The following is a 12,561-nucleotide window of genomic DNA, read 5'->3' on the forward strand; positions in this document are numbered from 1 at the left end:
CGCGGTCTCCGGCAAGTCGCCCAAGGACGTGCTGGACCAGCTCCAGAAGGAAGCCGAAGCGGCGGTCGCGCAGCAGAAGAGCTGACGCACCACAGATACGTCCGAGCACCGAAGGAGGAGGACGGCCCCGTGGCCGAAACCGCCGTACGCAGAGCGCCTACCGTCGTCACCAGAGTCAAGAAGGCGCTGGCCCCGCTGCCGTGGATCGGCCCGGCCGTCCTCCTCATCGGTGTCGTGGTCCTGTGGCCCGTGGTCGTGATGGTCTGGAGTTCGTTCCAGCGCATCCGCCGCACCGGCATCGTGGTGGGATCCAACGGCACCGACAACTACAAGAAGCTGTTCGACGAGCCGGACTTCGTGGCCGTGCTGTGGAACACCGTGGTGTGGGTGCTGGTGGTCGTCGCGATCACGCTCGTGTTGTCGCTGTTCCTGGCACAACTGTTCAACCAGCACTTCCCCGGCCGGCGGTTCGCCCGCTGGGCGATGATCGTGCCGTGGGCGGCCTCGGTGTTCATGACCGCCGTCGTCTTCAAGTGGATGCTGCACGAGACCCACGGTGCGATCAACACGCTCATGGTCGACCTGCACCTGATGGACGCGGGCAAGGACTGGCTGGGCAGGCCCTCCACGGCGATGCCGTGGATGATGGCGGTCGCGGTCTTCGTCTCGCTCCCGTTCACCACGTACACGCTGCTCGCCGGGCTCCAGACGGTACCCGGCGAGGTGTACGAGGCGGCCAAGATCGACGGCGCGTCCACGTGGCGCACCTACCTGTCGATCACGCTGCCGCTGCTCAAGCCCGCGATCCTGGTCGCGGTGGTGATCAACCTGATCAACGTCTTCAACTCGTTCCCGATCATCTGGGCGATGACCAACGGCGGTCCGGGCTACGAGACCGCGACGACCACGGTGTTCATGTACCAGCTCAAGGCGTCCGACATCGGGGAGAGCGCCGCGATGTCGGTGGCCAACTTCGCGATGATCATCATCCTGGTCGCGTTCTTCCTCGTTGTCAGCCGTAACAAGGAGACCGACCGATGAGCACGAGCACCGCCGCCGGCCGCAAGCCGGGTACCGGCGCCGCGAAGCAGCCCGCGGGCGCCCCCGGCGGCGGGAAGCGACCCGGACGCGGGAAGTCCGTGCTCGGGGGCTCGAAGTACAGCCACAAGCAGCTGTGGTTCGGCGCGCTCGCCTGGGTGATCGCGATCGTCTTCGTCCTGCCGTACATCGAGATGGCGATCACCGCCCTGCGCCCCAAGGACGAACTGACCAGCGACGGCTACGTGCCGTCGAAGTTCGAGTGGGCCAACTTCGTCGACGTGTGGGACAAGTCCACGCTCGGCGACAACCTCAAGGTCTCGCTGCTGGTCGCGGGCATGTCCACGCTGCTCGTGCTGGTGGTCTCGCTGCCCGCGGCCTACTACACCGCCCGCAAACGCTTCCGCGGCCGGGGCGTGTTCCTGCTGCTCGTGCTGGTCACCCAGATGTTCCAGCCGACGTCGCTGCTGGTCGGGTTGTACCGGGAGTTCTACATCCTGGACCTGCTCGACTCGTACTGGGCGCTCGTGCTCGTCAACGGCGCGTTCAACCTGGCCTTCTCGGTGTGGATCCTGACCGCCTACTTCAGCGCGATCCCGGTCGAGCTGGAGGAGGCCGCGATGATCGACGGTGCCTCCCGTCTCGGGGCACTGCGTCGGGTCACCCTGCCGCTGGCGATGCCCGGCATCGTCACGGCGGTGATCTTCACCTTCATCGCCGCGTGGAACGAGTTCACCGTCGCGCTGGTGCTGGTGACCACACCGGACAAGCAACCCCTCACGGTCGGCATCAACAGCTTCCTCGGCGCCTACCGCGTCGAATGGCAGTACCTGTTCGCCGGATCCGTCGTGGCCATCGTGCCCGTGGTGATCCTGTTCGCCTACATCGAGAAGCACGTCGTGTCCGGCCTGACCGCCGGATCGGTCAAGTAGGTCCGACCGACTCCGGGAAGCGCGAAGCCCACAGGTCTCGGGGCCTGTGGGCTTCGCCGCGTGCGGATCCGGCGGCCGGTGCGGCGCCGGGCGACGCCTGCCCCGTCGCCGGTCGCGGTGCTACGGCAGGGTGATGTGGTACGCCTTGCGCAGCGTCTCGTGCACCGTCCACACCGTCTCGTCGCCCTCCTGGAGCACGCACGCGTCGCCCGGGCCGACCTCGATCGTCGCGCCGCCGCGGATCTCGATCGTGGCCCGGCCGGAGACGACCACGAACAGCTCGTTGGCCTCGGTGTCGGTCACCACGCCCGGGGTGATCTGCCAGATGCCGCGGATCTGCTTGCCGTCCTCGGACTCCCACAGGACCTTGCCCGAGACCTCGGGCGTGCCGGAGACGATCTGCGCCGGGTCGAGCGGGTCGGCTTCGAGCTCGGCGGCGGGGATATGGACGGCAAAAGTAGACATGCGGCGGAGCATATAGGTCTCTCCGGTGCCCCCCTCCCTCGGGTGATTCATGGGCTTTTCCGGCGAATCATCGTGCCGGTGCGGTGGTCCGTCGGCACGGGCGGGCACAATGCCGAAAGCGGGTCGACGGGCCCGGCGAGGTACCGAAGGGGTGAGCGATGGGCGAGGAACACGACGCGCGGCCCGAGGCGCCCGTGATTCCCGGGCAGGCCGGCGCGCCGACCTCGCCGGAAGCGGTGCCCGCGGGCGGGCTCTCCGACCGGGATCGGGACATCCTCGAATTCGAGCGCCAGTGGTGGAAGCACGCCGGCGCGAAGGAACGCGCCGTGCGCGATCGTTTCGGCTTCTCCGCGACCCGTTACTTCCAGGTGCTGAACACCCTGCTCGACCGACCGGAGGCCCTGGAGCACGATCCGATGCTGGTCCAGCGGCTGCGGCGGCTGCGCGAGGCCCGGCAACAGGCCCGGTCCACCGTGCGCCGTTCCGGGCACTGAGCGGCGGCCCCGATGTTCCCGCGCCGCAGGGACGAGTACGACGTGTTCCCCGGCTTCGGTCGGTACGGTCTGATCTGGACCAACGAGGACGCGTGGGCCGAGGAGGCCGACCCGGAGCCGGACTCCGCGGCGCCCGAGCGTGACCTGATCGCCGGCCTGCGCTCCGACGCGGCACCCGCGCGGGCCCGCTCGCGGCGCGGCCTGATCCCGGTGGCCGCGCTGCTGGCGATCTGCGTCGTGGCCGGTGTGCTCGCCATCGGCCGGGACGAGCCCGCCTCCCGGGTGGCCGCGGACCGGGCCCGGCACACGTCCGGGCCGGCGCCGGCCGCGGCACCGGCCGGCTCCGCCCGCCCGGTGCCGCCCGCCCGGGGGCCCGCGGTGCCTCGGGGAGCGCACGGCAAGGTGGTGCTGCTCGATCAGAGCAAGGTGCCCGCGCTCGCCGAGCGCATGGCCCGGCGGCTGGAGGCGGCGGGCTGGGAGGTCACCGGCACCGACGTGTTCCGCGGCTCGGTCCCGGCCACCACCGTCTACCACCCCGTCGGGCAGGAGAAGCAGGCCCGCGCGCTGGCCGCCGCGCTGCCCGGGATCGGCCGGATCAAGCCGACCTTCGCCGGCATTCCGCGGCACCGGCTCACCGTGATCGTGGTCGACGACCAGGTGGTCCCGCTGGCGGATCGCCTGCTCGGTTCGCTGACCACTGGGTAGGTTGGACGGCATGTCCACGAACCGGTCCACGCTGCCCGCACCCACCACGCCGGCCGGCAGAACGGGCCTCGCCGCGTTGCTCGGTGAGCCGGCCCGAGCCGTCGTCGCGCTCGACTTCGACGGCACCCTCGCCCCCATCGTCGATCGCCCGGAGCAGGCGCGCGCGGACCCGCGCGCGGTGGCCGCACTGACCCGCCTGACCCCGCACCTGGCCGCGGTGGTGATCGTGACCGGCCGCCCGGCGGCGGTCGCCGTCGAGTACGGCCGCTTTCGCGGCGTGCCCGGGCTCGAACACCTCGTCGTGCTCGGCCACTACGGCCTGGAGCGCTGGGACGCGGCGACCGACCGGATCAGCGCGCCCGAGCCGCCGCGCGGGGTGCACGAGGTGCGCCTCGCCCTGCCCGGCCTGCTCCGAAAGCTCGACCTGTGGGACACCACCCGGATCGAGGACAAGGGCAGCGCGCTCGCCGTGCACACCCGCCGCGCACCGGACCCGGACGCCGCCTTCGCGCTGCTGCGCGACCCGCTCGACGACCTCGCGGCGCGGCACGACCTGGCCGTCGAGCCCGGCCGCTACGTGCTCGAACTGCGCCCGCGCGGGATGGACAAGGGCCGCGCACTGACCGGCTTCCTGGCCGAGAAGCGGGCCGGCTCGGTCCTGTTCGCCGGCGACGACCTCGGCGACCTCGCCGCGTTCGAAGCCGTCGAGGGACTGCGCGACCAGGGCACCGCCGGCGTCACCGTGTGCAGCGGCTCGGCCGAAGTGCACGCCCTCGCCGAACGCGCCGACCTGGTCGTCGCCGGCCCGGAGGGCATCGCCGACCTGCTCACTGCCCTCGCCGACCACGTGGAACCGGCCCGGTAGCTCCGGTTCGTCCCGACGGACATCGCACCCGCACTCGGATCGGTGGGCCCGAACGCCCGCTCACAACGCGTCGGCATGCGGCGCCGAAGTGCCCGCACACGGCTCGGTGGTCGCCATCGCGACCGCGAAGCGGGCCCGCGGGTCCAGCAGCAACGCGGCCATCACACCCGCCGGTTGCGCCGTCGGCACCCGCAGGTCGGGCTGCACCCGGACACCGTGCTCGGCCAGCACGGCCCGGGCGCTTGCGTACAGGTCCGGCGTCAGCCGATACGCACACGGCATCGGCCCGACCGCGCCGCGGCCCGCCGGGACGTTGTCGGCCCCGTCGAAGTACACCACTTCGCCACCGGCCTCGGCCCGCTCCCGGGACGTGCGCACCGCCGCGGTGATCGCGTCCCCACGCTCGGCGGCCATCCGCAGCGTGGCCTGCGCGGCCACCAGATGCGCGGCCACCCGGCGCCGGCCCAGCAGACCCGGGTCCGCGCGTTCGAGCGCCGAGACGGGTCGGGTGCCGACCTCGACCAGCACCGCCACCGCGTGGTCCAGAGCGGCCGCGTTGCGCAGCAGCCGTTCGTCCCCGTCGCCGCCGAGTTGTCGGGTGGTGCCGTCCTCCCCGTACACGCCCGCCGCCCAGCCCGCCGCAGGCAGCGCCGTGCCGATCCGATCACGCGCCAACTCGATTGCCAGGGAACGCAGTTCGGGAGCCACATTGAGATTGCGCGGCCACAGGTACAGGGCCGGCGGGGCAGCGGTGTCCGCCGGCACGGTGAACTCGTGCAGGTCGTGCACGATGTGCGGGCGCGCCTCGCGCAACACCCGGCGGATCGCCCGCGCCTCGGGCGAATTCACCGCCACATGGTCCCGGTTGAGGTCCACCCCCTCGGCGGTCGCGCGCGTGCCCGCCGCCGATCCGTCCGGGTTCGGCGTGGCCAGCACCAGCACGGTGACCCGCTCCAGCAGTCGGCGTCCCGCCGGCGAGCGGTCCGCGGCCAGATCCCGGACCAGCTTCAGGCACGCCTCCCGACCGGCCGGCTCGTCGCCGTGCTGGCCACAGACGAACAACACCCGGACCGGCTCGGGCACCGACCGTGCGCCGGCCACGGTGATCAGGTCCACGGCCCGGCCACGCGCGCTCGTGCCGACCCGGGTCACCGTGACCCGCGCGGCTCCCCACCCGGCCCGCTCCGGGCCCGGCGCCGCTGCGACCAGGTCGCGCAGGTAGTCCCGCTCCTCGGCCACGGTCGTCCAGACCGTGCCGCCGCGCCGCTCGAATCCGGTCGACACCCGCCCGCCGCGCCCACCGCCCGCCGGGGCCGGTGCGAGCGCGACTCCGGCCACCAGCGCCATCGCGAGCACCGTCCGCGTCGCCCACACCCTCATCCCCGAACCACCGTCCCCTTGTTCGCCACGACCGTCGCACCACGATGGCCGACCCGTCGGGCCGTTCGCGCCCCTCCGGCCGGCCCGCCGGCAACCGAGCATGGCCCGGCAAAGGGAGTTGATGGCAGAGCCGGACTCGCCTAGGCTCGCTGATTCCGCTGTCCCACCCAGTGCAGTGATCGGGAACCGTCCTCGGCGCCCGGCACCGGTGGGCCGCGCGGGCCGCCGCCTTCGGGCAATCGGCCCGTGCCCTCCGCAGGGGCGCACCAGGACGTGGCATCGCACACGGCCGGGCTCCGATTTGTCGCCGCCACGAACCGGAGAAACATGTCCGCGCCCGCCACCACCGGCCCCGCCCTGCCCGCTTCCGACGCGCTCGCCGTCGAACGCGCCTACCTGGACGCCTCCCGCGCCGCCCTGCGCCGGATGCGCGAGGAGACCGAGGCGCTCGACCTGCGCGACGTCGGTGCCACCGCCGTCGCCAACGAGACCGCCCAGCACCTGATCGCCAAGCGCATCGCCGCACTGGCCGACCACGCCGGCTCACCGCTGTTCTTCGGCCGGGTCGACGGCCGGTTCGCCGACGGCGTCGAGGGAGTCGAACCGGTCGAGGTGAGCGCCGACCCGAGCAAGCCCGTCGAATCCTTCTGGATCGGCCGCCGACACGTGCACGACGAACTCGGCGACCCGATGGTGGTGGACTGGCGCGCGCCGCTGTCCCGCGCGTTCTACCGGGCCAACCGGGACGAGCCGCTCGGCGTCGAACTGCGCCGCCGCTTCGGCTGGACGGCCGGCGAGCTGACCGCGTTCGAGGACGAGCACCTGACCGACCCGAACGAGACCGACACCGTCGGCGGCATCCTCGCCGCGGAGATCGAACGCCCGCGCGTGGGCCCGATGCGCGACATCGTGGCGACCATCCAGCCCGAGCAGGACGAGATCGTGCGCTCGGACCTGGGCCACACGCTGTGCGTGCAGGGCGCGCCCGGCACCGGCAAGACCGCCGTCGGCCTGCACCGCGTGGCCTGGCTGCTGTACGCCTACCGGGACCGCCTCGCCCGCACCGGCACCCTGGTGGTCGGCCCGAACCGGTCCTTCCTCGACTACATCCAGCAGGTGCTGCCCGCGCTCGGCGAGATCGAGGTCGGCCAGACCACCGTCGAGGACCTGGTCACCCGCACCTCCAAGATCAAGGTCCGGGCGCCGGACGAGGCGGTGTCCGGCACGATCAAGGGCGACGCGCGGATGGCCGAGGTGCTGCGCCGCGCGGTGTGGTCGGGACTGCGCGCACCCACCGAGTCGGTGGTCGTGGTCCGCGACTCGCGCACCTGGCGGCTCGCGGTGTACGAGGTCGAGGAACTGGTCGCCGCGCTGCGCACGCGCGACGTGCGCTACGGCGCGGCTCGCGACATGCTCCGGCAGCGCATCGCACACGCGCTGCTGACCAAGATGGAGGAGCGCGGCGAGTCCCCGGACGACCGGGTCCAGGACGCGGTCGCGCGCAGCCGGCCGGTGAAGGCGGCGGTGGACGCGATCTGGCCGGCGGTGGACCCGCTCAAGCTGGTGTTCCGGCTGCTGGGCGACGCCGACTTCCGGGCCGCGTGCGCGGACGGCGTGCTGAGCGCCGAGGAACAGGCCGCGATCGGCTGGGCCACGCCGCCGCGCGGGGTGGGATCCGCCCGCTGGACCGTGGCCGACGCGGTGCTCGTGGACGAGACCGCCGACCTGCTCCACCGCACCGGCGGCTACGGGCACGTGGTGATCGACGAGGCGCAGGATCTGTCCCCGATGCAGTTGCGTGCGGTGGGTCGGCGCTGCTCCACCGGTTCGGCCACGGTGCTCGGCGACATCGCGCAGGGCACCACGCCGTGGGCCACCCCCGGCTGGCAACAAACGTTGCGGCATCTGGGACACGAGGGGGCCAGGATCGAAGAGCTGACCCGGGGCTTCCGAGTGCCGCTGCAGATCCTGGAGTTCGCCAGTCGGTTGTTGCCGCTGATCGCACCGGGCCTGGTGCCCGCGTCCTCGGTCCGCCAGGCGGCGGGCGCACTGGAACTGCGTGCGGTCGCGGCCGACGAACTGGCCGCGCGATCCGCCGAGGCGGCCGTCGAACTGCTCGACCACGAGGGCTCGATCGGCCTGATCTGCGCCGACGCGCGGGTGGCCGAGGTGGCCGCCGCACTGCGGGCGGGCGCCGTCGCGCATCGGGTCCTGGGCGCGGACGGCGACGGCGAACAGGCCCGGATCAGCGTGGTGCCCGCGTCGCTGGCCAAGGGTCTGGAGTTCGACCACGTCGCGGTCGCCGAACCGGCCGAGATCGTCGACGCCGAGACCCAGGGACTGCGCCGGCTCTATGTGGTGCTCACCCGCGCGGTCTCCGGGCTGGTCGTGCTGCACGCCCGCCCGCTTCCGGAGCCGCTGACGGCATCGGTGGGCACCGGCTGATCGGTGGGCGATCCCGGCAGGTGATTGGGCGTGCGATCGGCATCCGATACGAGTGAACCGCGTGTGTCGGAACGGTTGGTGGTCGGCTTCGCTCGCTCGTTCTGCCATGCTGGCCGGGTGGAACGCATCCAGGAGTCCGCGACCGTGACGCTGCGGGACCAGTGGGCCCGGCTCGTCGGTGAGCACGCCGAGGCCGGCGCCGTCGTCGAGAGCCTGCTGGCGCGCTATGCCGAGCCGCACCGCCGCTATCACGACACCGACCATCTGCGCACCGTGCTCGACCTGATCGGGGAGCTGGCCTACGAGGCCGACGACGCCGACGCGGTCATGCTCGCCGCGTGGTTCCACGACGCGGTCTACGACCCGGCCCGGGCCGACAACGAGGAGCGCAGCGCGCGGCTGGCCGAACGCGGCCTGCGCGAGGCGGGCGTGGCGCCGGCCCTGGTCGCCGAGACGGTGCGCCTGGTCCGGGTGACCGCCGAGCACGCGCCCGGCGAGTCCGACCACAACGCGCACGTGTTGTGCGATGCGGACCTGGCCATCCTGGCCGCCGACCGCGAGCGCTACGAGGCGTACACGGCGGCAGTCCGCGAGGAGTACGCGTTCGTCCCGGACGAGGCGTTCCGGGCCGCCCGCGCCGCGGTGCTGCGCGACCTGATGTCGCTGCCCCGGCTGTTCCACACCCGACTGGGCGCGGCCCGGTACGAGGAGGCGGCCCGCTACAACATGCGCGCCGAGCTGGAGCGGCTGGAGGGCACCATCCCGCGCCAGCAGTCCTGACCGACCCGCCGCCGACCGTCAGCGCGGTCGGTACCGCTTGCGCCGGCGCAGGCCCGCCTCGGTCAGCCGGACGACCAGTTCCCGGCTGGAGACCGGCTCGGCCCCCTGGGCCAGTGCCTGCGCGTACAGGTCGGCCGGGACGTCGTAGTGATCCCGATCGAACGCACGTTCCGGCGCGCCGAGCGCGCGGGCGAACGCGTGCAGCTCGGCATGCGAGACGTCGCTGACGAGGTGCGACCACAGTCGCCCGCGTCCGGGCCAGGCCGGGGGATCGATGAGGAGAGCCACACGCTCGATTCTCGTATACGTCGCGATCACGCACACTTGTGGACCATGAGCAAGGATCCGACCGACGCCGCCCTGTTGACCGCCCGCGCCCTGGTCCTGGCCGATCTGCGCACGCACGGCGTCGAGACCCCCGAGACCGTGACCGTGGTCGAGCACGCCCTGGTCGAGCGCAAGTGGTGGGTCGAGCAGTGGCCCGACGGCGCCGCATACGTCCCCGGACTGATCGGGCAGGACGTCCAGGAGGCACTGACCGAGCAGGGCACGGTGTGGCCGCCGTGCCCGCGGCACGACGACCACCCGCTCTACCTCGAACCCGAGCTCGGGGAGGACCCGCACTGGGTCTGCGAACGCGACGCCGAGGTGATCGCCCCGCTCGGCGGCCTCGCCCCGACTCAGCCGCCGAACGAACGTGCGGTCAACGACGCGTAGATCGGCCGTTCGCCACCCATCGGAGGCACCGACCAACCGCCCGCTCTCGGCCCGACCCACCGTGACACCGGCGTGCGAGTGCTCCGGGGGCCGGCGCCACCGGGTGGGCGCCGGCGTTGTCCAGCGTGCGCTCGGCGCGCCGCTGCTCCTCGGCGTCGGCGGCGCGCGGGTCCGAAGACCTCTCCGCCGTATTACCGCGAGGGAAAGTCCGAGGTGTCCAGTTCGATACCGAAGGGCCCGGGGACGGCGACCGATCCGCCGAAATCGACGCGCTGGATGCGCTGGTAGACCTTGCCGTCCGGCTCGGAGTACAACGTCGCCGCCGGGCCGTCCTTGTCCCAGCGATCGACGAGCAGGTAGAGCGGAATCGGCCCGTGTGCGTATGCCCGCAGCTTGTCGACACGATCGGTGTCCGCGTTGCTCGGGGAGGTGATCTCGGCGACGAGAAGAACCCGATCCGCCGGAGTCGGCGTGGCGACGTCTTCCCGTGCCACCACCACCAGGTCGGGAATACACAGCCGGCCGACCGACATGATCTCCACCCCGAGATGCTGAAAGACACCGCATCCTTCGGGGGCGGCCCGGCGCAGCTGCCAATGGAGGTCGTCCGCGATCAATTCGTGCCTGTGTCCCGGAGGCGGCGACATCGTGATGTTCTCTCCGTCGAACTCGGCGCGCCAGCCTTCGGGCGCCTCCAATTCCTTCCACATGGTCACGATGTCGCGCCAGGCGGTGGTCACTTCGATCACGGGTGCGGTCAACTCGTCCACCTCGCCCACCTCGATCCATGTCGTACGAGAACGACGCTACGGCCGCCCGGAGACCGTTTCAGGGTAAGTCGCCATCGCCACTCGAACGAGCGAACACGGCTCGAACACGCGGAAACGCGAAAGAGGCGGCCCCCGAAGGGGACCGCCTCTTTCGTAAAACAACCGACCGTGGGCCGGGACCACCGATCCTCAGTGGATCAGAAGTCCATGCCGCCCATGTCCGGGGCGCCGCCGCCGGCCGGAGCGGCGTTCTTCTCCGGCTTGTCGGCGATGACGGCCTCGGTGGTCAGGAACAGCGCGGCGATCGACGCGGCGTTCTGCAGCGCGGAACGGGTGACCTTCGCCGGGTCGATGATGCCCTCGGCGATGAGGTCCACGTACTCGCCGGTCGCGGCGTTGAGGCCGTGACCCGGGGTCAGGTTGCGCACCTTCTCCACAACCACGCCGCCCTCGAGGCCGGCGTTGACCGCGATCTGCTTGAGCGGGGCCTCGACGGCCAGGCGCACGATGTTCGCGCCGGTGGCCTCGTCGCCGTCCAGCTCGAGCTTGTCGAACGCGATGGTGGACGCCTGGAGCAGGGCCACGCCACCACCGGCGACGATGCCCTCCTCGACGGCGGCCTTCGCGTTGCGCACCGCGTCCTCGATGCGGTGCTTGCGCTCCTTGAGCTCGACCTCGGTCGCGGCACCGGCCTTGATCACGGCCACGCCGCCGGCCAGCTTCGCGAGGCGCTCCTGGAGCTTCTCGCGGTCGTAGTCCGAGTCCGAGTTCTCGATCTCGGCGCGGATCTGGTTGACCCGACCCGCGACCTGGTCCGAGTCACCGGCGCCGTCGACGATGGTGGTCTCGTCCTTGGTGACGACGACCTTGCGGGCGCGGCCGAGGAGTTCGAGACCCGCGGTGTCGAGCTTGAGGCCGACCTCCTCGGAGATGACCTGGCCACCGGTGAGGATGGCGATGTCGCCGAGCATGGCCTTGCGACGGTCGCCGAAGCCCGGAGCCTTGACGGCGACGGACTTGAAGGTGCCGCGGATCTTGTTGACGACGAGCGTGGCCAGGGCCTCGCCCTCGACGTCCTCGGAGATGATCATGAGCGGCTTGCCCGACTGCATGACCTTCTCCAGCAGCGGGAGGAGGTCCTTCACCGAGGTGATCTTCGAGTTGACGATGAGCACGTAGGCGTCTTCGAGGACGGCCTCCATGCGCTCCATGTCGGTCGCGAAGTACGGCGAGATGTAGCCCTTGTCGAAGCGCATGCCCTCGGTGAGCTCGAGCTCGAGACCGAAGGTGTTGCTCTCCTCGACGGTGATGACGCCTTCCTTGCCGACCTTGTCCATGGCCTCGGCGATCATCTCGCCGATCAGGGGGTCAGCGGCGGAGATCGAGGCGGTGGAGGCGATCTGCTCCTTCGTCTCGACGTCCTTGGCGAGCGCGAGCAGCTGCTCGGAGACGGCCTCGACGGCCTTCTCGATGCCACGCTTGAGGGCCATCGGGTTCGCGCCGGCGGCCACGTTGCGCAGGCCCTCGCGAACGAGCGCCTGGGCGAGGACGGTCGCGGTCGTCGTACCGTCACCGGCGACGTCGTCCGTCTTCTTCGCGACCTCCTTGACCAGCTCGGCACCGATCTTCTCGTACGGGTCCTCGAGCTCGATCTCCTTGGCGATGCTCACACCATCGTTGGTGATGGTGGGCGCACCCCACTTCTTCTCGAGCACGACGTTGCGGCCCTTGGGGCCCAGCGTGACCTTGACGGCGTCGGCGAGCTGGTTCATCCCGCGCTCGAGGCCGCGGCGCGCTTCCTCGTTGAACGCGATGATCTTGGCCATGTGGTGAAGTCCTCCCAGAACGGGGGTGAGTGCCGGACCGCACTGGCGCCCGCGACGGACGACCCGACCACCGCGAGGATCCCTCCCTCACGGGTGCCGAGCCTCACCGGCCCGGTCCGTTTCTGTCACTCTCACATCCAGAGT

The 12,561-nt window shown here is 71.6% G+C and carries 13 protein-coding genes; 8 read left to right on the top strand and 5 right to left on the bottom strand.

The window, feature by feature from the left end; all coding sequences use genetic code 11:
* The first annotated feature begins 129 nt into the window (after positions 1-129).
* Positions 130-1,041: a carbohydrate ABC transporter permease gene (locus ACIBM5_RS41205; RefSeq protein WP_020557696.1), complete on the top strand. Its 912-nt coding sequence runs from the start codon at positions 130-132 to the stop codon at positions 1,039-1,041.
* Positions 1,038-1,970 (top strand): carbohydrate ABC transporter permease, encoded by a 933-nt coding sequence (locus ACIBM5_RS41210; protein ID WP_396011829.1) that lies wholly within the window; start codon positions 1,038-1,040, stop codon positions 1,968-1,970. The genes ACIBM5_RS41205 and ACIBM5_RS41210 overlap by 4 nt, the downstream gene beginning before the upstream one ends.
* 120 nt (positions 1,971-2,090) lie before the next feature.
* Here the strand turns inward: ACIBM5_RS41210 and ACIBM5_RS41215 are convergent, their stop codons facing one another.
* Positions 2,091-2,435: a cupin domain-containing protein gene (locus tag ACIBM5_RS41215; protein WP_391586575.1), complete on the bottom strand. Its 345-nt coding sequence runs from the start codon at positions 2,433-2,435 to the stop codon at positions 2,091-2,093.
* Positions 2,436-2,593: 158 nt separating this feature from the next.
* Between ACIBM5_RS41215 and ACIBM5_RS41220 the strand changes: the two genes are divergently transcribed.
* From ACIBM5_RS41220 to otsB, 3 genes are read left to right on the top strand one after another with little or no spacing between them, the layout of a single operon-like run.
* Complete coding sequence (locus ACIBM5_RS41220; RefSeq protein ID WP_396011830.1) at positions 2,594-2,929, top strand: DUF3263 domain-containing protein; 336 nt, start codon at positions 2,594-2,596, stop codon at positions 2,927-2,929.
* Between the two features lie 12 nt (positions 2,930-2,941).
* Positions 2,942-3,634 (top strand): LytR C-terminal domain-containing protein, encoded by a 693-nt coding sequence (locus tag ACIBM5_RS41225; protein WP_396011831.1) that lies wholly within the window; start codon positions 2,942-2,944, stop codon positions 3,632-3,634.
* 10 nt (positions 3,635-3,644) lie between these two features.
* Entirely contained in the window at positions 3,645-4,499 is an 855-nt protein-coding gene (otsB, locus tag ACIBM5_RS41230; protein ID WP_396011832.1) for a trehalose-phosphatase, read from the top strand.
* A 60-nt stretch (positions 4,500-4,559) separates the two neighbouring features.
* On the opposite strand, the gene ACIBM5_RS41235 is transcribed toward otsB, so the two are convergent.
* Positions 4,560-5,879 carry a M14 family metallocarboxypeptidase gene (locus ACIBM5_RS41235; protein WP_396011833.1) on the bottom strand — a complete coding sequence of 440 codons (1,320 nt, stop codon included), beginning with the start codon at positions 5,877-5,879 and terminating at the stop codon, positions 4,560-4,562.
* A 327-nt stretch (positions 5,880-6,206) separates the two neighbouring features.
* Between ACIBM5_RS41235 and ACIBM5_RS41240 the strand changes: the two genes are divergently transcribed.
* Positions 6,207-8,324, top strand: a complete 2,118-nt coding sequence (locus ACIBM5_RS41240; protein ID WP_396011834.1) for a HelD family protein — start codon at positions 6,207-6,209, stop codon at positions 8,322-8,324.
* 117 nt (positions 8,325-8,441) lie between these two features.
* Positions 8,442-9,104 carry a metal-dependent phosphohydrolase gene (locus ACIBM5_RS41245; protein ID WP_391586581.1) on the top strand — a complete coding sequence of 221 codons (663 nt, stop codon included), beginning with the start codon at positions 8,442-8,444 and terminating at the stop codon, positions 9,102-9,104.
* Positions 9,105-9,122: 18 nt separating this feature from the next.
* Here the strand turns inward: ACIBM5_RS41245 and ACIBM5_RS41250 are convergent, their stop codons facing one another.
* Positions 9,123-9,392 carry a DUF4031 domain-containing protein gene (locus ACIBM5_RS41250; RefSeq protein ID WP_396011835.1) on the bottom strand — a complete coding sequence of 90 codons (270 nt, stop codon included), beginning with the start codon at positions 9,390-9,392 and terminating at the stop codon, positions 9,123-9,125.
* Between the two features lie 45 nt (positions 9,393-9,437).
* On the opposite strand from ACIBM5_RS41250, the gene ACIBM5_RS41255 reads away from it, so the two are divergent.
* Positions 9,438-9,821, top strand: a complete 384-nt coding sequence (locus tag ACIBM5_RS41255) for a hypothetical protein (RefSeq protein ID WP_391586583.1) — start codon at positions 9,438-9,440, stop codon at positions 9,819-9,821.
* Between the two features lie 191 nt (positions 9,822-10,012).
* Here ACIBM5_RS41255 and ACIBM5_RS41260 read toward each other — a convergent pair whose 3' ends face one another.
* Both ACIBM5_RS41260 and groL read right to left on the bottom strand, forming a co-directional pair.
* Positions 10,013-10,591, bottom strand: a complete 579-nt coding sequence (locus ACIBM5_RS41260) for a Uma2 family endonuclease (RefSeq protein WP_391586584.1) — start codon at positions 10,589-10,591, stop codon at positions 10,013-10,015.
* A gap of 197 nt (positions 10,592-10,788) precedes the next feature.
* Positions 10,789-12,417 carry a chaperonin GroEL gene (gene groL / locus ACIBM5_RS41265; RefSeq protein ID WP_391586585.1) on the bottom strand — a complete coding sequence of 543 codons (1,629 nt, stop codon included), beginning with the start codon at positions 12,415-12,417 and terminating at the stop codon, positions 10,789-10,791.
* Positions 12,418-12,561: the final 144 nt, after the last annotated feature.

It is taken from the genome of Embleya sp. NPDC050493 (genome assembly GCF_044458105.1).
GTDB lineage: Bacteria > Actinomycetota > Actinomycetes > Streptomycetales > Streptomycetaceae > Embleya.